This is a genomic window from Paenibacillus vandeheii (assembly GCF_030433635.1).
Classification (GTDB): Bacteria; Bacillota; Bacilli; order Paenibacillales; family Paenibacillaceae; genus Paenibacillus; species Paenibacillus vandeheii.
Genome location: NZ_JAROCD010000010.1, coordinates 277177 through 298971, shown reverse-complemented (window position 1 = coordinate 298971; position 21795 = coordinate 277177). Strand labels below are relative to the sequence as shown.

Here is a 21795-nt window from a genome sequence, read left to right as displayed (position 1 = left end):
TTGTGTATGGATCAGACCAGACCTTTTTAATGTCCGCCTGTGTACTCTCCCTGCTCTTCGCCTATAACCATCTTCTCTTTACCCATGAAGAATGCAGCAATCAACGCGAGTGCAGCCGGGATCGCAGCCCAGGCAAAGAGCTGCACGATGGATGAAGACAGCGCGTGCGTAATGGCGTCCAACACCTGAGGCGGAATCGCCTTTCTCAGCTCTGGTGACAGCAACGCATGTGGATCGCTCAGATCCACTCCCTGAGGCACGCCGCCTGCAGGAGCACCCGCTTCCGCCGCTGATCCGGCGAGGGCATCATTCATTTTGCGTGTAAACACCTGGCTCTGCACGATACCAAAGATGGTAATGCCCATCGTCATCCCCAGCGAACGCAGGAAGTTAAGCGTGGAGCTCGCTGCTCCGCGTCTTTGCGGTTCAAACGCGTTCATGGCTGCATTGCTGAGTACCGAGAATGAAGCTCCGACACCAAGACCAACCATCACCATATATATACGTATCGTCCATAAAGATGAACTTTCATCCAGCGTTGTCAGCAAGCCAAGACCAACCACCAGCAAGGCCAGCGTAGGAATCATAATGCTGCGATATTTGATTTTGGTCATCAGGACCCCACCCAAGGAAGCCGTCACAACGGAGCCCAGCATCATAGGCAATAGCACAAGACCAGAATTGGTCGCCTTGCCACCAAGAACACCCTGAATGAAGATCGGAATGTACACGGATGCGGTAATAAACGCAGCACCACTGAACATGCCAATGACGTTACTGGACCAGTACACCCGGTTGCGGAACATGCTGAACGAGATGATCGGTTCCTTGGCTTTCGTTTCTGCAAACAGGAATAGCAGTGCAAGCACCACAAATCCGGCAAACAAACCGAGGATCTGCCACGAGCCCCAAGCATACGTTTTGCCACCCAGTTCAAGCCCGAAGATAAGACAGACCACCGCACCAATCAGTGTGATTGCACCCAGCCAGTCAATCTGTTGGGATTGATGCTGATGCGATTCCTTATAGAAGAATGCAATAAACACAAACGCGATCAGACCAAGCGGCAGATTGATATAGAATACCCATTCCCATGTCGCATACTGTGTAATGTAAGCACCCAGCAGTGGGCCAAATACGCTGGACAAGCCGAACACGGCTCCAAACAAACCGCCCAATTTGCCTCGTGATTCTGGTGCGACCACATCAAACATAATCGTAAAGGCAATCGGCACCAGTGCACCTGCACCAATACCTTGAATAGCTCTGTACATCGTCAGCTCGACGATTGTTGTTGCCGTTCCACATAATGCGGAGCCAAGCATAAATACCAGTATTCCGAAAACAAAAAACTTCTTCCTTCCATACATGTCGGATAACTTACCGAAGATTGGCATACCCGCCATCTCAGCTACCATATACGCAGAAGTAACCCAAACGAACTTGTCGAGCCCACCCAGCTTCCCGACAATGTCGCCCATAGCTGTTGCCACGATGGTATTGTCCATCGAAGCCATCAGTATGCTCAGCAGCAGCCCTGCCAGCACCAATCCAATATTATTTTTACGTGTAGCCATTCTACTCAATCTCTCCCATTCACAACCGATTCATATGACTGAATTAGTATATCCGAAAAGTTACGGTGGATAATCAGTCCAAGGACCGATTGCTTTGCACCAAAACTTCCGATAGCGGATGAATATGCAGAGAAGAGCGGTATTCCACCGTGCCGATCCGGCAGCCGGGGCCAATTTTTATTTTATCCCCTCGAACAACTTCTGCCTCTGTATACTCCAATTCGATATCGTCGCCTTCGATCATCCCTGCCTTAAGTACTGACTTCTGCCCCGAAAATAGACCTTCGAACAGTCTGCCCTTGCCGCTCTTCACTGAAATGATGGATCCGCCCATTTCCCTGACCTCGGATGGACCCATGATTTTGAGTGTCATTTGTTCAGCGCTGAGCATACCCGCTATCGTAAAACGGCCGTTCAGCTTCATATCCTCCACCTGACAATCGCCTGACACATGAAGCTCCCCTACCACTTTCATATGTTCAGATTTTGCATACAAGTTAGAAGCATAATGCCCCTCCTGATCTTCATTATCAGCAGCAGCCTGGTCTTTCAGGGAAAGGGTTCCCGTAATTTTGATATCTGTCGATTCAAGAGATCCGTATATGACCGATGTACCGGTACATTTGAATTGATCACAGATCAGTTTATCATTAAACGAGGCATCCCCTACTACCTTAATCTTTCCGTATACACCACCAGAAGAACTGCCGTCGCCGATGATGCTAATGTCATGTTTTTTATCCATTGAACTGGCAAAATGATTATTCATGTCGGTCACATCCCTTTCACTCCAACTCAAAATTAAATTCGCTGACTGCTGCCCACCTTGGCATCTGGATCAACCTCTAGTTCACCCGAATATTCGACCACTCTGACGTTACATCCGCGACCGATATGAACCTTGTTGCCACGAACAATGTCTGCCTCGGTATCTTCCAGCACGATTTCATCCCCCTCAATCAAGGATGTCTTGAATGAAGGTGTACCGCCCAGTCCAATACTTTTCCAAAAACCAGTCTGTTCCTTACGACGAATATCAATGCGCTCCCCACCAATCTCTTTGGCCGAAGAGGAGGTATGCAACCTGATCTCAACCGTTCCCGCATTCAGGAAGCCACTGACTTTAATATTGCCCTGTACGTTCAGGGACTCACATTGTACGTCACCTTCAATATCAATCACGCCACCAATATCGATTCGTTCCCCATTCACTCGTCCGCGTACGGTACATTTCCCGTTAACTTCAAGCTCAGGGCTATGGAGGTCTCCATTAATCGTAGTCAAGCCATCCACACGAACACGAGAACTGTTCAAAGGGCCGTTCAGCGTGCACATGCCGTTAATCGTTGCACTTTCTGCACTCAAAGCTCCATGCATCTTCAATGTTCCATTCACATTAAGGGAGGTACAGTCCAGGTTACCGTTTACCTTAGCCATGCCATCAATGGATACCCGGTGAAATTCCCCGCCTGCCGTTTGGCTCAAACCTGCTACGTTCAGATCGTTTCGCAAATTACGTTCCTCCATATATGACCCACTCCTTATCCCAATTTGAGTTTCAGCTCTTCCATAAACGTTCCCATGGGCTGTCTAAGAACAACCTTCACACCATTGTCAAAATAAAGCTCCGTCCCTGCCGTTACCAGCATGAATAAAGGGACACCCATCTTGCGAATAAGCACCAGCTCGCTTGGTTTGCCTGTGAAACGATAGTAATGCTCCGACATGACGTCGATGAGCATTGTACCCTCCTGGCGGGTAATATCCCCGCTCATTAGCAGCTTATCAAGGACATAGAGCATCATGATCTGATCCAATGCATACAGCGGCCGCTCCCGGCCTGCTTCATTCAACAGCTCGAGCGAAATGTTCGAAACAATGTTTCGCTCCAATAGCTGCTCAGCGGACATTTCCACTTCACCCAAAGTTGGTGAAAACACGTCTGCCAGTTCATCCAGAGACAATCCGTCCTTCATATTGAGAATCTTGTCAATCCGCAGTAATATCTGTTGCTTTGGAAAAAAAGTCTCTTGTCCGGTATAGGACGACTTCCGAATAAACCATTCCTCTGGAATGAGATTCTTCCGCTTCCAGCGGTATAACTGGCCGTAGGAGATGCCCGTCAGGTCCAGCAATTCTTTTTTGGAGATCAAATCATCCGTCATATATGGTCCCCCTTCACGTTGAAAACAGTGTAACATAACATTGTTACGCTGTAAAGAGAGCGAACAACATGGTGAATGGAATCTCCGATTTCTGTTCATATCTACTGCTCCCACATAAAAATCCATATGCTTTTGGAAGCGCTTATTTTCTTTGTTCCTACAGTGGATCTTGTTATTGCGTCCACAGAGATTTACGTATAACCTGTTTACTAGAGACACTTTGGAGACACTTTGGAGACACTTTGGAGCCATTTCCACTCCAGATCCATCCTCTCATTTCAATTCAGGACCTTCATCAATGAATTATGAAAGGGGTTACTTTAACACATGGCACTTATTCAATGTAATTTTTACTCGGACACGCTTGGTCTAAGCACCAGCATGCATGTTATCCTGCCACAACAAACCCACAATCAGATTGGCATGGAGAACGTAGCGGGCCAAGGACTGCATCCGACACTGTATCTGCTGCACGGTCTATCGGACGATGACTCCATCTGGCTGCGCCGTACATCCATCGAACGATATGTTGCCGACCTTGGTATTGCCGTTGTGATGCCTCAGGTTCATCGCAGCTTCTATACGGATATGGCTGAAGGTGGACGTTATTGGACGTTCATTAGCGAAGAGCTGCCTTCACTCGCGCGTTCCTTCTTCCCACTATCTCACCAACGTGAAGACAACTATGTAGCCGGGTTGTCCATGGGTGGCTACGGGGCATTCAAGCTTGCGCTTCGGAAACCGGATCAATACGCTGCCGCGGCAAGTTTGTCGGGAGCGCTCGACATGGTAGCGCATTTGGATAATATGAATTCCAGCCCACTCTGGCGGGCCGAAATGGAACGTATCTTTGGGCCGAAGATTGCAGGCTCGGAGAACGATCTGCTGCAACTACTGAAGGAGAACCAAGCAAGCAGTGGACCTCTGCCATTGCTCTATCAATGCTGTGGTACGGAAGACTTCCTGTATGAGCAGAACCAGTCCTTCCGTGAAGCCTGTTCCGAGACTGATCTCCAATTGACCTATGAGGAGGAACCCGGTGAACATGAGTGGGGCTACTGGGACAAGAAGATTCAGAATGTATTGAAATGGTTGCCTCTGCCTGAACGAGGCTAGCCGAGAAATTTAAAATGAAGCTACTGCATTTTACATGGATATGTGCAGGAATAACTATAAAAGTCCTGTAAGTTCAACTAATGAATATTTACACCAGCACTCCAATGACCAGAACAAGCTTCTGATCTCTGTAATACACAAAAAGCAGGCCCTTTGAGAAGAAATCCTCTGGCCTGCTTTTACGTTTTATACTCTTTTTTACTCTAGGAGGTGTGAAATTAACCTCGATTGGTAATCCATTGCTCTGTCATTTCAAGCACCTTCTCACTACGTGCAATCGCCTCAGCTACCTGGTTCGAAGCTGTGCCGCCATACACATTACGGGCATTTACAACCGCTTCCGGTTGCAGCACGTCATAGATACGCTCATCGAACAGCGGAGAGAATTGACGGAATTCATCCATTGTCAGATCCAGCAGATACTTGCCGTTCTGGATACAGTACAATACGGTTTTACCGATAACCTCATGCGCTTGGCGGAACGGCAAACCTTCGCCCACGAGGAAGTCCGCAATATCCGTAGCGTTCGAGAAATCCTGATTGACCGCTTGACGCATCCGTCCTTTGTTGACCGTCATCGTTGCGATCATCGGTGCGAACAATTGAAGCGCACCCTCCAGCGTCGCCACAGTGTCAAACATGCCTTCCTTGTCTTCCTGCATGTCCTTGTTGTAAGCAAGCGGCAGAGATTTCAGCACGGTCAGCAAACCGATCAGGTTGCCGTACACACGTCCTGTTTTACCACGAACGAGTTCGGGAACGTCCGGGTTTTTCTTCTGTGGCATAATGCTGCTGCCGGTGCAGAATGCGTCGTCCAATTCAACAAAACCAAACTCCGTGCTGCTCCACAGGACCAACTCTTCGCTCAGACGGGACAAATGAGTCATGATCAGCGAAGCGGCTGCCAGGAACTCCACGATAAAGTCACGGTCGCTGACCGCGTCCAGACTGTTCTCGTAGACACCGTCGAAGCCCAGTTGTTCCGCCACAAAATGACGATCAATCGGGAACGTTGTGCCTGCAAGGGCACCTGCACCCAGTGGCAAAATGTTAATGCGTTTGTAGCTGTCCATAAGACGCTCCGCATCCCGTTGGAACATCGATACATACGCCATCAGGTGATGGGCGAACAGAATCGGTTGTGCACGTTGAAGATGCGTATATCCCGGTACGATCGTATCGAGATTATCTTTGGCTTGTCCGATCAGCGCTTCCTGCAACGAGTGCAGCATGCCAACAAATCCAACCACGCGCTCACGCAAGTACAAATGCATATCCGTTGCTACCTGATCATTCCGGCTGCGTCCTGTATGTAATTTGCCACCTACAGGGCCGATGGTATCGATCAGGTTTTTCTCAATGTTCATGTGGATGTCTTCATCCGATACGGAGAATTCCACTTCGCCTGCGCGGATTTTGTGCAGAACGGTGATCAAACCTTCCTTGATCGTTTCTACATCCTCTGCCGGAAGAATGCCGCATTTGCCCAGCATCGTTACATGAGCCAGACTTCCTTGAATATCTTCCTCGGCCAACGCTTTATCAAAATTGATTGACGCTGTGTATTCCTCAACCAGGTGATTGGTTTGTTTGGTAAAACGTCCTCCCCACAGCTTGCTCACAGTGAGTGCTCCCCTTTCGCTCATGGACAAAGCCGCTCCTGCCAGATGTGCAAGAACGGCCCGCCTTGTCAGTTATAATCGTGATGCTCTATATGCAGATGAAATTAGTTTTTGTTTTGCTCCACACCGGAGTTTACTTTCAAACGCAATGCATTCAGGCGGATAAAGCCCGTTGCATCCCCTTGATCGTATGCTTGTGTTGGATCAGCTTCCATTGTGGCAATATCCGGGTTGTACAGGCTGACAGGGCTTTTCACACCTGCGCCAATGATGTTGCCTTTATACAGTTTCACACGAACGGTACCTGTTACATTTTTCTGGCTTTCCGTTACCAGTGCTTGCAGCGCCAGACGTTCCGGTGCGAACCAGAAACCGTTATAAACGAGAGTGCTGTAACGTGTGATCAGGCTATCACGCAGGTTCATGACTTCACGGTCCATCGTGATGGATTCCATTTTGCGGTGTGCCGTGAACAGAATGGTTCCACCCGGTGTCTCATATACGCCGCGGCTCTTCATGCCAACAAAGCGGTTCTCAACCATGTCCACACGACCGATACCATGTTTACCACCAAGTTCGTTCAGTTGCTCCATCACTTGCAGTGGGCTTAAACGCTCACCATTCAGTGCAACACAATTACCTTGTTCAAAATCAAGTACAACATATTCCGCTTGATCCGGTGCATCTTCAGGTGCACTGCTTAGTAGGAACATGTCCTTGTTCTCGTCCGTACTTGGATCGAACCAAGGGTCTTCGAGCACACCGCTCTCATAGCTGATATGCAGCAGGTTACGGTCTGTGGAGTATGGTTTAGCCGCCGATGCGGTTACCGGAATGCCGTGTTTTTCAGCATAAGCAATCATCTCAGCACGTCCCGGGAACTGGTTGCGGAATTCTTCCAGACGCCAAGGTGCGATGACTTGAATGTCTGGTGTCAACGCAGCTGCGTTCAACTCAAAACGAACCTGGTCATTCCCTTTACCCGTAGCGCCGTGAGCAATCGCTGTAGCACCTTCTGCACGAGCGATATCAACCATACGTTTAGCGATCAGCGGACGTGCGATACTTGTACCAAGCAGGTACTGTCCTTCATAAAGGGCGCCTGCCTGGAACATTGGATAGATGAAATCTTTGGCGAACTCGTCGCGCAGATCGTCGATGTACACTTTGGAAGCGCCTGTAGCGAGAGCTTTTTCCTCAAGGCCGTCCAGTTCATCCTTTTGTCCGATATCCGCCGTAAATGCGATAATCTCCGCATCATATGTTTCTTTCAACCATTTCAAAATTACAGATGTGTCCAACCCGCCAGAATAAGCGAGTACGATTTTTTCCTTAGCCATGTTCAATGGTCCTCCCCAAGTTCAGTTGCTTAATCTATCATCGCGAAATCTGTGCCTAAAATCAACCCATTCAGGCAAACAGCGTCTATTCACTCATTAACGCAGCCATCAATGCTTTCTGCGCATGCAGCCGGTTCTCCGCCTGATCAAAGATCAGAGAGTTTGGACCGTCAATAACTCCGGCACTCACTTCTTCTCCACGGTGAGCTGGCAGGCAGTGCAGGAACATATAATCCGGCTTCGCGCCTTTCATCAGTTCCTCATCCACCTGATACGCGGCGAATGCTTGTTCACGAATCTTCTGCTCCTCTTCAAAACCCATGCTCGCCCATACATCTGTATACACGATATCTGCATCTTTCACAGCTTCCTGTGCACTGTAAGTTACAGTCACTTGTGAACCGCTCTCCTGTGCAATGCTGCGCGCCTGCTCTACCACTGCGCTGTCAGGCTCATAACCTTCCGGAGTCGCTACTGCTACATGCATACCCATCTTGGCTGCACCAAGCATCAGGGAATGCGCCATGTTATTGCCATCTCCGACATAAGCCATTTTCAGACCTTCCAGCTTGCCTTTGTGCTCCAGCACGGTTTGGAAGTCCGCGAGTACCTGGCATGGATGCGCTGCATCACTCAGGCCGTTAATAACTGGAACATCCGCATGTTCTGCCAGTTCAGTCACATTATGGTGTCCAAAGGTCCGAATCATGATGCCATCCAGGTAACGTGACAAGACTTTAGCTGTATCATGTGTCGTTTCCCCACGACCGAGTTGAATATCGTTTTTGCTCAAGAAGAGCGCGTGACCACCTAGTTGGAACATGCCGACTTCAAAGGATACACGGGTACGCGTAGATGATTTTTCAAAAATGAGTCCGATCGTTTTGCCTTGGAGCGGCTGATACGGTACGCCGTTTTTTTGTTTGCCTTTAATCTCAATCGCAAGGTCCAGCAAATAGCGAATTTCCTCCGCTGTATAATCTGTAAATTCAATAAAATCACGGCCTCTAAGATCGACCTTCTGGATCTTCTCCGTCTGTTGTGCTTGTGTCATGTTCATTTTGTCCTCCTTATTTCCGGTTCCCTGCACCCGCATGGGCAGAAGAGTGTAGAAGGTTGAGCACTTGCCATCCGGCTGCTCACTTTCATCTTCTGCTAGTTTACCGCGCGGCTACAGGGATTCATCATCTTGTTCTGGCTTCGAGGCCAGTGAAGGCCCCGAGTCAGAAAGGTTTTATAAAGTCTTATTAAGCGTTCTTCGCCGCCACATGCTCTTCAATTAACGCTGCTACCAAGGATACCGCCTCATCGATCTCTTCCTTGCTCACATACAAGTTTGGAAGCAGACGAATGACATTCGGTCCTGCGGAAACAAAGAGAATACCTCGCTTCTGACCAGCGAGCACGATGTCTCCCACCGCTTCAGCACATTCGATCCCAACAAGCAGACCCATCCCCCGAACTTCTTTCACAAATGAGTTGCCTGCCATACGTTCCCGCAATGAGTTCATCAGGTACTCGCCCATTTCAGCTGCACGCTCTGGCAATTGATCTTCGAGCATCGTTTCAATCGTTGCAATGACAACCGAGGAAGCGAGTGGTGTACCGCCAAACGTCGTTGCATGGCTACCCGCAGTAAACGCATCTTTCAAATAACCTTTACCCAGCATCGCACCTACAGGGAATCCACTACCAATACCTTTGGCTACTGTGAAAATATCAGGCTCAATGCCATAATGCTCATGCGCGAACAGTTTGCCTGTACGTCCCATTCCTGTCTGAACCTCGTCTACGATCAACAGCAGTCCGTGCTCTTCACAAAGTTTCCGAACGTGGTGGACAAACTCTGGTTTGACCGGATGCACGCCACCCTCGGCTTGCACCATCTCCAGCATAATTGCTGCTGTATTGGGTCCGATCGCCGCTTCGAGTGCCGCTGTATCATGCAATGGTACAGTTACGAAGCCGGCGGGCAATGGCAAAAATCCTTCTTTTACCTTATCCTGTCCCGTTGCGGTTAAGGTTGCGAGTGTCCGTCCATGGAAGGATTGGGCAAAGGTAATAACTTCATACCGCCCTGTGCCTTTCACTTTCTGATGGTAGCGACGAGCCAGTTTAATTGCCGCTTCATTCGCTTCTGCACCACTGTTACAAAAGAACACCGCGTCTGCGCATGTATTTGCTGTTAACAAAGCCGCTGCTTTTTCCTGACCCGGAATCTGGAACAGGTTGGATACATGCCACAGCTCATCAATCTGCGCTTTCAGCTTGGCTCCGACTTTCTCCGGCGCATGGCCCAGACTCGTTACAGCCAACCCGCACATGAAATCAAGATAACGATTGCCCTGATCATCCCATAGCCAGCTGCCTTTGCCCTTGACCAAGCTGATTGGATAACGCGCGTACGTTGGGAAAAGAGAGCTTTCCGTCTGTGCTGTTGCACCTGTCGCCGCTACGCCCGCTACTGCTGTGCCAGATCCTGGCTGTTCATTGCCTTTTGCCATCACCATTCACTCCTTCGTTTTGTGAGTACAGTGGCAGTTATAATAAGCCAACCCTGCTTTACACTAGGCCACTCCAATTACAGTACCATCTTCTGATCGTATGCATACTTCCACTTCGATGACAGAACAACCTTCCGATCGCTGTTATCCCCGGATTTTTTTAATTTCCCTTTAATGGGGAAAATCCTGTGATAAAGGCGCACGCTCCGCTTCTTCAGGTTATTTCTGCCCTCTACGTTATGCGTCTTTATTTCTTCAATTGGTTCTGCACTCTACGTTACCGTGTAATATTGGACTTCTTATAAAAAAGCCGTGTACACATTTTTTATATCTTGTATAAGAGCTATGTGAGCCCTACTGCATACGGATGATTCGGGTTCCGATCGTTTCTCCGCCAAGCACACGGCTCAGGATCTGTGGTTCGCTGCCGTCTACGATGATGACCTCACGCACTTTGCCGTGAATACAAGCGATCGCTGCACGAACCTTTGGAATCATGCCGCCATAGATTTCTCCGGTATGGATCATATCTTCAATCTCCTGTACCGAGACAGAAGGCATTACTTTTTTCTCGCCGCCTATAGTCTTCATGATGCCAGGAACATCAGTTACGACGATCATCCGACTCACCCCGAGATGGGAAGCTACCGCTCCGGCGGCGGTATCCGCATTGATGTTATAGCGCTGGCCAGATGCATCTACACCAACTGGCGCGATAACTGGCATATAGCCCATATTTACAATTCCTTGAATAATCTCCGCGTTAACGCCCGTTACGTCACCTACCCAGCCAATCTCTGCATGGTTGCTGACAGGTTTTGCCTGAATTAAACTACCGTCCACACCGGATAAACCCAGCGCACGCCCACCGACACGTTGGATCAGGCGTACGATCTGTTTGTTAATACTCCCTGCAAGAACCATCTCCACGACGTCCAGCACGGGTTCCGTTGTTTTGCGCAATCCGTTCACAAACTCGGTCTCAATGCCCAGCTTCGCCAAATTATTCGAGATTGCAGGGCCGCCGCCATGCACGATAACCGCCTGAGTTCCTTGGGTTTGCAAGTCACGCAGATCTGCAAAAAAGGAGTCAGGCAACGCCGCCAGCGTGCTGCCTCCGCATTTCATGACAAACGTCTGCTTCTCGGCACCTGCCTCAGTTCCGGTACTCTCATTTTGCAATGTTGAATTCATGAGGGCACTCCTTTCATTTAAAAAGTTCTAAAGGGCTTAACACTTAATTAATGCGATATTCGGTGGCTGACCGTTCCGAATCCGGATCGTTCTTTCGATCGCTGTTGTCTCCAAGTTTTTGGGATTCCCCTTCTCTAGTGGGAAAACTCGGAGACAGCTTATGCTTCCGATGCAGCTTTCTTTCAGAAAGCTTTTAGGCGAACGCTTCGCTTCTACAGAATCGATTCCGTCTTCTCCACTGCCTTCGCCAGTTATCAACTACCAATTAAAGTTTAATCCTTATACATTTTCTACATATTTACGAAACAGCTTTTCATAGGGAAGCTGTTAGCTTCAATAAAATTAATGCAAAATATTTATTACGTGCGGTATGCCGCGTTGATTCGTACATAGTCATACGTTAAGTCACAGCCCCAAGCAATAGCCGTTCCCTCGCCGTGGTGCAGATCGACCACAATGCGTACGGTATCGGTCTGCAAGTAGGCCAGTGCCGCTTCTTCGTCAAATACAACAGGACGGGATTGAGCAAGTACAGAAATGTCTCCCAGACGGATATCCACCGTCTCCGGGTTCACCGGCTGTCCTGCGCGCCCTACAGCTGCAATAATTCGTCCCCAGTTGGCATCCGCACCAAACATGGCGGATTTCACGAGACTCGATCCAATGACAGTCTTCGCAATCGCTTGCGCGGATTCATCACTTACTGCACCTGTTACCTGTACCTCAACCAGCTTGGTTGCTCCTTCGCCATCACGCGCAATGGCTTTGGCGAGTACTTCGCACACATAGGTAAATCCAGCAGCAAAAGCTTCCCAATCCGGATGCTCCGTGGTCAGCTCTTCGTTGCCTGCCAGACCGCTGGACATTGCTACGAGCATGTCGTTGGTGCTCGTATCTCCATCTACCGTAATCATGTTGAATGTATGATTGGTCGCCTGGCGCAGCAGGCGCTGCAACGCTTCTGCGCCAATGACCGCATCAGAGGTCATAAAAGCCAGCATGGTCGCCATATTCGGATGAATCATTCCCGATCCTTTGGCGGCCCCTGCAATCGTAATCGTTTTGCCGTTCACCTCAACGGCGACGCAGGCTTCTTTTTTCACCAAATCAGTAGTCAGAATAGCTTGGGAAAAATGCTCCGCTTCTGCTGCCTCCTTGCCCATCCGTGCCGGAAGTCCAATGATCCCCGAGTGAACAGCGTCCATCTTCAGCAATTCACCAATAACACCTGTGGAAGCGACAGCAACATCCTCTTCCGCTACGCCCAATTCACGTGCAGCCGCCGTACGCATGGCGTAGGCATCCTCTTCCCCCTGTTGTCCGGTACAGGCATTGGCATTCCCGCTGTTCACGATGACTGCCTGAAGGCGTCCATTGCTCAAGCTCTCACGCGTGACTTTCAAAGGTGCGGCCTGGAATACGTTCGTTGTATACACCGCAGCTGCAGTTGCCGGCACGTCACAGCGGATCGCTCCGATGTCGTTGCGAGATGTTTTTTTCAAACCACAATGCAATCCGCCAGCAGTGAACCCGCGCGGGGTTACAATCGTTCCGTTCTCAACTATCGTAAAAGCCTTTTGCTCCACATTCGTTTCCATATGTTATCCCCCGTTATGCGTTCGGCTGCATGCCGATTGTCCGCTTGCTTTGCCTGATCCGTCTTCCCCACATGGTTTCGGAATTGCGTCTGGACGCTCCTCAAACCTTATGGATATACCGGCGTCATGTTCAGCCCGAGGTTCTCCTCCCATCCCATCATCAGGTTCATATTTTGAATGGCTTGCCCGGATGCACCTTTCACCAGGTTGTCAATGACCGAAATAATCGTCAAACGACCTGTACGAGGGTCAGCTGCAAATCCGATATCACAATAGTTCGATCCGTACACTTCCTTCGTTGAAGGCCATATCCCCGGCTCACGCACACGCACAAAAGGCCGATTCTCATAATATTTGCGGTACAAATCAACGATTTCACGGTCACTGTGTTCGCCTACTAGATTGGCATACATCGTACTCATTATCCCACGCGTCATCGGCACCAGCTGCGTTGTGAATGTTACTGTGACTGGAGTTCCTGTGATATTGCCCAGCACTTGCTCGATTTCGGGAATATGCTGATGTTTATTGAGTTTGTATGCTTTGAAATTCTCGTTCATTTCTGCATAATGATTCGTCAGACTTGTTCCCCGTCCCGCACCCGACACGCCGGATTTGGCATCAATGATGATACTGGAAGGATCAATCCATCCTGCCTCAACAGCTGGAATTAATCCAAGTAACGTCGCCGTTGGGTAGCAGCCTGGGTTGGAAATAAAGTTCTTCCCCTCCACTTCGTCTCCATACACCTCTGCCATGCCATATACCGCTTGTTCCAACAATGAAGCAGATGGTGCCGGATGTTTATACCACTCTTCATACACCATTCCATCCTTGAGTCTGAAATCTCCAGAGAGATCAATGACCTTAAGACCAGCCTCAAGCAGGCTTGGAACGAGCTTCGCACTTACACCAGACGGGGTTGCTGTGAACACCAGATCTGCACGACTTGCGATCTCGGCCGGATCTACGCCGTCGAGTGGCCTATGAATCACGTCCGTCAAATGCGGGAATCCATCTGCGATGGACTCACCACTGCTGGATGAAGAGATTACCGAAGTAATTTCAACCTGCGGATGGTTCTGGAAAAAACGAATCAGTTCCACCCCGCCGTAGCCGGTGGAACCGACGATTGCCACTTTTAATTTGTTATTCACTCTCGCTCCCCCAATCCTGTTGTATGCGCTACTTGTAACTGTTCTCCTGCCCTCAAGGGACGTTCATACAGCATTTCCGTCGCTTCTATGCATATTTGTGTATTATTATACAACTCTAGTTATATAAATACAACACTCTACCATCAATTTAACACGGATAATGTTGTATCCTGAACATATCTTTCCAACATCTGCGGACGAACCCGTATACTTCTGCTAAAATACGTATTATAGGAAACATTACAACCAGGGTCTATTTCATAATCAATCTATACGAGGAAGGGTTTATGAATGGATTCATGATGGTCATTATGAGACATGGGGGACTACAGTGCATATCGAATCCATTTTACTTGTTGTACTCCTGGGCCTGAATATTATTTTCGCAGCAGCGGTCGTTTTCTTCGAACGAAAGGATGCAAGTGCATCCTGGGCTTGGCTGCTCGTCTTGAACTTTATTCCGGTTTTCGGGTTTGTACTCTATCTATTAACAGGGCAAAACCTGACGCGCTACCGGCTTTTCCAGTGGAAAGAGCGCAAGAAGCTCGGGCTTGAAGAACGTATTGCCGCCCAGCTTGAACAGCTGCAAGACAACCGAACACCGTTCCGTAATCAGGCCACAGAGAGCAGTCAGGACATGATTTATATGAACCTGAAGCAGAACGATGCTCTGTTGACTGAAGACAATGCGGTCGAAATTATCACGGACGGGACAGACAAATTCCAGCGGTTGCTTGATGATATCGAAGCAGCGCAGGATCATGTTCATGTGCAATATTACATTTATAGAGGCGACCGACTCGGCAAAAGAATCCGGGATGCACTCATCCGCAAAGCGCGGGAAGGTGTCAAAGTTCGTTTGCTGTATGACGCGCTGGGCTCGCGGAGGGTATCCAAACGATTTTTCAAAGAATTACGCGAAGCTGGCGGTTTGGTTGAAGTCTTTTTCCCATCCAAATTCAGTCTGATCAACCTGCGTATGAACTACCGAAATCACCGCAAAATCGTCATAATTGACGGCAACCTAGGTTATACAGGCGGGTTTAATGTAGGGGATGAATATCTCGGTTTGAATTCCAAGTTCGGTTACTGGCGCGATACGCATTTGCGTATTCAGGGTAATGCTGTTCATGCTCTTCAGACCCGTTTTCTTCTCGATTGGAATGAAGCGTCCAAGCAGCATGATACCCCTTATGTTCCGGCGCATTTCCCTCATATTGAGGGTACAGGAACGACAGCGATGCAGATTGTATCCAGCGGACCGGATGCTGAGACAGAGCACATCAAAAACAGTTATCTGAAAATGATCAATGGTGCCAAACACTCCATTCTCATACAGACGCCTTATTTTATCCCGGACGCCAGTGTATTCGAAGCCATTCGTCTTGCGTGCCTGTCAGGGATTGATGTTCGCATCATGATTCCCAATAAACCGGATCACGCCTTCGTATATTGGGCTACGCTGTCTTACATCGGTGAATTGTTAAAAGTAGGGGCAACTGTATTTATATACGATAACGGCTTTATTCATGCCAAAACACTCATTATCGACAGTATGGTCGCATCTGTGGGAACCGCTAATATTGATTACCGCAGCTTCCGACTGAACTTTGAGGTAAATGCATTTATGTATGATGAAGCGATTGCGACTGCTCTTGTGCAGACGTTTGAGCATGATCTTCTTGTATCCCGTGAGATGACGCTTGAGGAGTACAATAAACGCAGTGTGAAGATCAAATTTAAAGAAGCGATTTCTCGTCTGCTGTCTCCGATTCTGTAGATATAGTAGTGATAGTAGATATACAGTAAGTAGTACAGTGATTTTCGTTCAAAAGACAAAACAAAAAGCAGGTACTTCCTTTCCAGCTATGTCTGGTGGAGGAGTACCTGCTTTTTTTTAGATTATATGCTTACTTTCTTTTTAGTTAAACGAACCGCTTAAACCGCTCTCTGTTTTCACGTGAATGTTAAGTTTAATTTATAGATGCCTACTCGCTGTACCTTACACTTCCTCGCGCTTAAAGCCTTCGCCCAATACTTCATGCGCATTACTAATAATGACAAAAGCCCCCGGGTCAACGGACCGTATCAAGGCTTTCAGTCTCGGCACCTCATTCTGTCCAACGACCACCATCAGTACGGTTCGCTGATCGTCGGTGTAGCCACCTTTTGCCTCCAGCTTCGTCAATCCGCGATCCAGATCATCCAGAATCACCTTCGTAATCGGTTCGGTCTGGTTGGATATAATGTAAGCTACCTTCGAATAACCAAGCCCCATCTCGATGGCATCAATGACTTTTCCGGTAACGTATAACCCGATCAGAGCAAAGAGCGACTGTTCCAATGACAGTACAAAGGCAGCCATAATAATAACTGTAGCATCCATCATAACAACGCAAAGGGAATAACTCAACCCACTGTATTTTTGTACGATCCTGGCAAGAATGCTCATGCCCCCTGTTGAACCTCTCCCCCGATAGACAATCCCAATCCCGAGACCAACCCCAATTCCTCCATAGAGTGAACCGAGCAGTGGATTCGTTGTTGGAATCGCCCAATCTTTCGTGAGAAATACGAACAAAGGCAGAACGATACTGCCAAGCACTGAACGGATACCATACTGCTTGCCAATCAGGAGAAAACCCGCGATCAGAAGTGGAATATTAATAGCCCACTGGGTGTATGCCGGCTCAAGCCCCAGCCATTGTTTGCCTAATATTGATAACCCGGATACCCCACCTGACGCAATCTGATTCGGAAGTAAAAATAAATTAAAGGCCACGGCAATCAAAAAAGAACCTAATATGATGGATACGGTATCCACGACGTTTCTCCATGGACCGTTCAGGGGAATGAGGGTAGTTAGCCTCTTCTTGCGGTTATTGTGTAAATGCTGTTGCTGCTGCATGTCATCGTGCTCTCCTTTTTTTGTATATATGCTCAAAAAAAAGCCCCTGTATATACCCAGCATACGCCTACACGTATCGGGTCTATACAGGAACTTTTGATTAATCGGTATCTACTTTAATCTGGCTGCGCAAATAACCGTCGATGAATCCATCGAGGTCGCCATCCATTACTGCACCAGTGTTTCCCGTCTCTACGCTCGTACGGTGATCCTTTACCATACTATAGGGATGGAATACATAGGAGCGAATCTGGCTACCCCACGCAATATCCGACTGTTCTCCTCGGATTTCGTCCAGATGCTGTTTTTGTTCTTCAATTTTACGTTCATACAATTTGGAACGAAGCATCGTCATCGCCCGCTCACGGTTCTTGATCTGTGAACGTTCATTCTGACACGTTACCACCACACCAGTTGGAAGGTGAGTGATCCGTACGGCTGAGTCGGTGGTATTGATATGCTGTCCACCCGCACCGCTCGCACGATACGTATCGATCTTAAGATCTTCTGTTCGAATATCCAATTCAATCGTGTCATCAATCTCCGGAACCACATCACAGGATACGAAGGATGTATGTCTGCGTCCTGAGGAGTCAAAAGGTGAGATTCGCACCAATCGGTGTACACCTTTTTCGGCTTTCAGATACCCATAAGCATTGTGCCCCTTAATGGATAGCGTGACACTCTTGATTCCTGCTTCATCTCCTGCCAGATAATCCAGCACCTCAACCTTGAAGCCACGCTTCTCGGCCCAGCGTGTGTACATCCGCATCAGCATCTGTCCCCAGTCCTGGGACTCGGTACCACCAGCACCCGGGTGAAGCTCCAGAATCGCATTCATCTTGTCATACGGCTGATTCAGCAGAAGCTGTAGCTCGAACTCTTCTACTTTACTCACGATGGCTGTTACGCTGTTGCCGATCTCCACAGCCAGATCATCGTCGCCTTCTTCGTCAGCCAGTTCTGCCATCATGACCGCATCGTCATAATCCTGCTGCAGCTTGGTGTATTGATCCACAGATCCCTTTACCGCATTCAGCTCGGCGATTAAAGATTGTGCCTTATCATTATCATCCCAGAAATCCGGGACGGACATCTTCACTTCGAAGTTCTCAATCATCTCTTGCTTGAGATCTAAGTCAAAGAGACCCCCTAAGATTTGTTAGTTTCTTGCCTATTTCACGCAGGTCCTGCTTCACGCTTGGATCGATCATGTGCAATTCCTCTTTTCATTAAGATAAGCTCCCCGCATCCAGGGCATTCCTCCAGATCAAGTATCTGATGCTTCACCTCGGAGTCTCGGTCACCTTTATATCGGCAATCCTCTACTCCATGATCATGGTCACATAGTTATAACTATGCACCAATTACAGGTTATGCATCCTTCACTTGATCATTTGGAATACCCGGCTGCAAGGAGCCGTTCATGTCATTCTATTTAAGTTGAGCCAGCCTTCGTTACACCTTACACTCCGATTGCAGTAGCATCTTCCGATCGCTGTTATCCCCAGATTTTCTTCATTCCCTCTCACAAGGGAAAAATCCGGTGATAAATGCGAACGCTTTGCTTCTCCAGATTGCTTCTGCACTCTCCGTTATGGTGTAAAAAATTCAGATCCAACTTATACACAGGGTATATAAGAGGAGCTTTGTACTACTCTTGACCGTGGCAGTGTTTGAACTTTTTGCCGCTGCCACATGGACAAGCATCGTTGCGTCCGATTTGGTCAGACACTTTTACCGGACGTTTCTCCGTAGGTTCGCCGCTTGTCGAGATCTGACTTTCGTCAACAACCGCCTGACGCTCTTGATTGCTCTCGATTTGCGCTCTCATCACATAGGTTGCCACTTCTTCCTGAATCGACGCAATCATCTGATGGAACATTTCGAAGCCTTCGAACTGGTACTCACGCAGCGGATCCGTACCGCCGTAGGCACGAAGGTGGATACCTTGACGCAATTGATCCATCGCATCAATATGATCCATCCATTTGCTGTCTACTGCGCGGAGCACAACCACTTTCTCGAATTCACGAACCATCTCTTCACCGATTCGCTCTTCACGTGCATTGTACTTGTTCTGAACTTTCTCAAACAGGTAGTCGATAATCTCTTCGGCTTCCTTGCCCCACAGGTCATCTTTCGTTACTGAGCCTTCATCCAGCAATTTGCTGTTCATGTAGTCGGCAACTTCTTGAAGCTCCCAGTTTTCCGGAATATCATCACTGCAATGAGCTTCCACGATACGTTCAATGGAAGGTTTGATCATATCCATAACGATCTGTTTGATATTCTCGGACTCAAGCACCTCACGGCGTTGTTTATATATAATTTCACGTTGTTGGTTCATGACATCATCATACTGCAGAACGACTTTACGTACGTCAAAGTTATTCCCTTCAACCCGTTTTTGTGCCGACTCTACCGCACGGGTAATCATCCGGCTCTCAATCGGTTGGTCTTCTTCAAAACCAAGACGCTCCATCATGTTCAGTACATTGTCTGCACCGAAACGTTTCATCAGCTCATCACCCAGTGACAGGTAGAACTGTGTGGAACCCGGGTCACCCTGACGTCCTGCACGTCCACGCAGCTGGTTATCAATCCGGCGAGATTCATGACGCTCTGTACCGATGATGTGAAGACCGCCCACTTCAGCGACACCTTCGCCCAGGATAATATCTGTACCCCGTCCAGCCATGTTAGTTGCAATCGTCACCGCTCCTGCTTGACCTGCACCTGAGATGATTTCTGCTTCTTCAGCGTGGTACTTGGCATTCAATACCTGGTGTCTGATTCCACGGCGTTTCAGCATGTCAGAAAGACGCTCGGAGTTCTCAATCGATACCGTACCAACCAGAACTGGCTGGTTCTTGCTGTGACGTTCCACGATTTCTTCCACAACCGCTTTGAACTTGCCATCAATGCTCTTGTACACCACATCAGCCATATCATCCCGTTTGTTCGGACGGTTGGTTGGGATCTGCAATACTTCGAGACCGTAGATTTTTTTGAATTCTTCTTCCTCGGTCTTCGCTGTACCCGTCATTCCCGCAAGCTTGCGGTACATACGGAAATAGTTCTGGAATGTAATCGTAGCAAGGGTCATGCTCTCGTTCTGTACTTCAATGCCTTCTTTGGCTTCAATCGCTTGGTGCAATCCATCGCTGTAACGACGTCCTGCCATCAAACGGCCTGTGAACTCATCGACGATCAGTACTTCTTCATCACTCACCACGTAGTCAACGTCACGACGCATGATTACGTTCGCTTTCAATCCCTGCACGATGTGATGGTTGAGTGTAACATTGGCATGATCATACAAGTTTTCGATACCAAATGCTTTCTCCGCTTTTGCCACACCCGCTTCAGTCAGCGCTACGGATTTCACCTTGATGTCCACCGTAAAGTCTTCTTCTGGAACCAAACGTTTCACGAAACGGTCAGCTGCATAATACAGGTCCGTTGATTTCTGAGCTTGTCCGGAAATGATCAAAGGCGTACGTGCCTCATCGACCAGAATGGAGTCCACTTCATCAATGATACAGAAGAACAATGGACGTTGTACCATCTGCTCTTTGTAGAGCACCATGTTGTCACGCAGATAGTCAAAGCCAAATTCGTTATTGGTTCCGTACGTAATATCACATGCATAAGCATGTTGTTTCAAAGCATGGTCCATACCGCTCAGGTTAACCCCAACCGTCATGCCCATGAATTCATAAATTTGTCCCATTTCCTGGCTATCCCGCTGAGCCAAATAATCATTGACCGTTACCACGTGTACACCTTTGGACATCAATGCATTCAGGTATACCGGGAGTGTTCCTACCAGTGTCTTACCTTCACCCGTTTTCATTTCTGAAATCCGGCCTTCATGCAAAGCAATGCCTCCGAGCATCTGTACGTCATAATGACGTTTGCCCAATACACGACGCGATGCCTCACGTACGGTTGCAAATGCCTCAGGAAGAAGTTCATCTGTTGTTTCTCCCTTTTCAATACGGGCACGGAATTCATCCGTTTTGGATTTCAGTTGTTCATCAGACAGAGCCTGAAATTGTGGTTCCAGTTTATTGATCACATCGACTGTCTTCATCAGACGTTTAACATCACGTTCGTTCATGTCGCCGAAGATCTTTTTGACAAGTCCTAGCATGGTATACCCCTTTCGTGCAAAACAGAATAGACCCCCTGCTGCCGCCACGCGACACCATCGGATGGATAGGTATCCACTTGCCCGGGGGTGACAAACGATAATAATATAAGTGAATCAACTCCAGGCTTGCCAAGGTTCCCTCATGAAGCTGATTCGGTAATTCATCCGGATCCGGTTATTAGAAACAACCGAATACCGAGCCTTATGAATCATGTTCATGGTGCTGTGCCTGTCATTGATTATGATTAGTGATCATTCGTTGACAATTCCTCATCAGGACAATGATTCTCTTTGTATAAATTGTAACAGTTTGTAAGGGTCCCCGCAACAAGCCATGGTACACTTCTTTGAACTTCTGAAGCCTCTCGGAAGGAGAATAAGTGCAAAAAATCATAGTCGTTAGCGGAAGCCTGAATTTATGCCGTTTCATTGCCCAGGAAGATAAGCCATGTTAA

At 48.2% G+C, this 21795-nt stretch carries 16 protein-coding genes; 2 read left to right on the top strand and 14 right to left on the bottom strand.

What is annotated here, in order from left to right; genetic code table 11:
* Positions 1 to 26 precede the first annotated feature (26 nt).
* The 4 genes from P5G61_RS21150 to P5G61_RS21135 form a co-directional block, all read right to left on the bottom strand.
* Positions 27 to 1577, bottom strand: a complete 1551-nt coding sequence (locus P5G61_RS21150) for an MDR family MFS transporter (protein WP_301248379.1) — start codon at positions 1575 to 1577, stop codon at positions 27 to 29.
* Between the two features lie 73 nt (positions 1578 to 1650).
* A complete protein-coding gene (locus P5G61_RS21145) occupies positions 1651 to 2346 on the bottom strand; it encodes a hypothetical protein (protein ID WP_301248378.1) in 696 nt (231 codons plus the stop codon).
* A gap of 32 nt (positions 2347 to 2378) precedes the next feature.
* Positions 2379 to 3104, bottom strand: coding sequence for a polymer-forming cytoskeletal protein (locus P5G61_RS21140; protein ID WP_301248376.1), 726 nt, complete (start codon positions 3102 to 3104; stop codon positions 2379 to 2381).
* Positions 3105 to 3118: 14 nt separating this feature from the next.
* Positions 3119 to 3742, bottom strand: a complete 624-nt coding sequence (locus P5G61_RS21135; RefSeq protein WP_301248374.1) for a YhbD family protein — start codon at positions 3740 to 3742, stop codon at positions 3119 to 3121.
* A 327-nt stretch (positions 3743 to 4069) separates the two neighbouring features.
* On the opposite strand from P5G61_RS21135, the gene P5G61_RS21130 reads away from it, so the two are divergent.
* Complete coding sequence (locus tag P5G61_RS21130; RefSeq protein ID WP_301248372.1) at positions 4070 to 4858, top strand: alpha/beta hydrolase; 789 nt, start codon at positions 4070 to 4072, stop codon at positions 4856 to 4858.
* 218 nt (positions 4859 to 5076) lie between these two features.
* On the opposite strand, the gene argH is transcribed toward P5G61_RS21130, so the two are convergent.
* The 7 genes from argH to argC all read right to left on the bottom strand — a co-directional run bounded on the left by argH (position 5077) and on the right by argC (position 14273).
* A complete protein-coding gene (argH, locus tag P5G61_RS21125; protein WP_301248426.1) occupies positions 5077 to 6480 on the bottom strand; it encodes an argininosuccinate lyase in 1404 nt (467 codons plus the stop codon).
* A gap of 104 nt (positions 6481 to 6584) precedes the next feature.
* Positions 6585 to 7820, bottom strand: a complete 1236-nt coding sequence (locus tag P5G61_RS21120; RefSeq protein WP_079350374.1) for an argininosuccinate synthase — start codon at positions 7818 to 7820, stop codon at positions 6585 to 6587.
* Positions 7821 to 7905: 85 nt separating this feature from the next.
* Complete coding sequence (gene argF / locus P5G61_RS21115; protein ID WP_301248370.1) at positions 7906 to 8874, bottom strand: ornithine carbamoyltransferase; 969 nt, start codon at positions 8872 to 8874, stop codon at positions 7906 to 7908.
* Positions 8875 to 9067: 193 nt separating this feature from the next.
* On the bottom strand, positions 9068 to 10324 hold the full coding sequence (locus tag P5G61_RS21110; protein WP_301248369.1) for an aspartate aminotransferase family protein: 1257 nt from the start codon (positions 10322 to 10324) through the stop codon (positions 9068 to 9070).
* A 354-nt stretch (positions 10325 to 10678) separates the two neighbouring features.
* On the bottom strand, positions 10679 to 11518 hold the full coding sequence (gene argB / locus P5G61_RS21105; RefSeq protein WP_301248368.1) for an acetylglutamate kinase: 840 nt from the start codon (positions 11516 to 11518) through the stop codon (positions 10679 to 10681).
* A gap of 359 nt (positions 11519 to 11877) precedes the next feature.
* Positions 11878 to 13116, bottom strand: a complete 1239-nt coding sequence (argJ, locus tag P5G61_RS21100) for a bifunctional glutamate N-acetyltransferase/amino-acid acetyltransferase ArgJ (protein ID WP_435874254.1) — start codon at positions 13114 to 13116, stop codon at positions 11878 to 11880.
* Between the two features lie 107 nt (positions 13117 to 13223).
* Positions 13224 to 14273: an N-acetyl-gamma-glutamyl-phosphate reductase gene (gene argC / locus P5G61_RS21095; RefSeq protein ID WP_301248367.1), complete on the bottom strand. Its 1050-nt coding sequence runs from the start codon at positions 14271 to 14273 to the stop codon at positions 13224 to 13226.
* Positions 14274 to 14604: 331 nt separating this feature from the next.
* Here argC and cls point away from each other — a divergent pair, with 331 nt between their 5' ends.
* Positions 14605 to 16053, top strand: coding sequence for a cardiolipin synthase (gene cls, locus P5G61_RS21090; RefSeq protein WP_301248366.1), 1449 nt, complete (start codon positions 14605 to 14607; stop codon positions 16051 to 16053).
* Positions 16054 to 16275: 222 nt separating this feature from the next.
* Here cls and P5G61_RS21085 read toward each other — a convergent pair whose 3' ends face one another.
* From P5G61_RS21085 to secA, 3 genes are all read right to left on the bottom strand, one after another.
* Positions 16276 to 17181, bottom strand: a complete 906-nt coding sequence (locus tag P5G61_RS21085; protein ID WP_301248364.1) for a YitT family protein — start codon at positions 17179 to 17181, stop codon at positions 16276 to 16278.
* Between the two features lie 100 nt (positions 17182 to 17281).
* A protein-coding gene (gene prfB, locus P5G61_RS21080) for a peptide chain release factor 2 (RefSeq protein WP_301248363.1) occupies positions 17282 to 18395 on the bottom strand; the annotation gives its coding sequence in 2 pieces (ribosomal slippage) (positions 17282 to 18322 and positions 18324 to 18395; 1113 coding nt in all).
* A 440-nt stretch (positions 18396 to 18835) separates the two neighbouring features.
* Positions 18836 to 21340 (bottom strand): preprotein translocase subunit SecA, encoded by a 2505-nt coding sequence (gene secA / locus P5G61_RS21075; RefSeq protein WP_094939473.1) that lies wholly within the window; start codon positions 21338 to 21340, stop codon positions 18836 to 18838.
* Between the last annotated feature and the right edge of the window lie 455 nt (positions 21341 to 21795).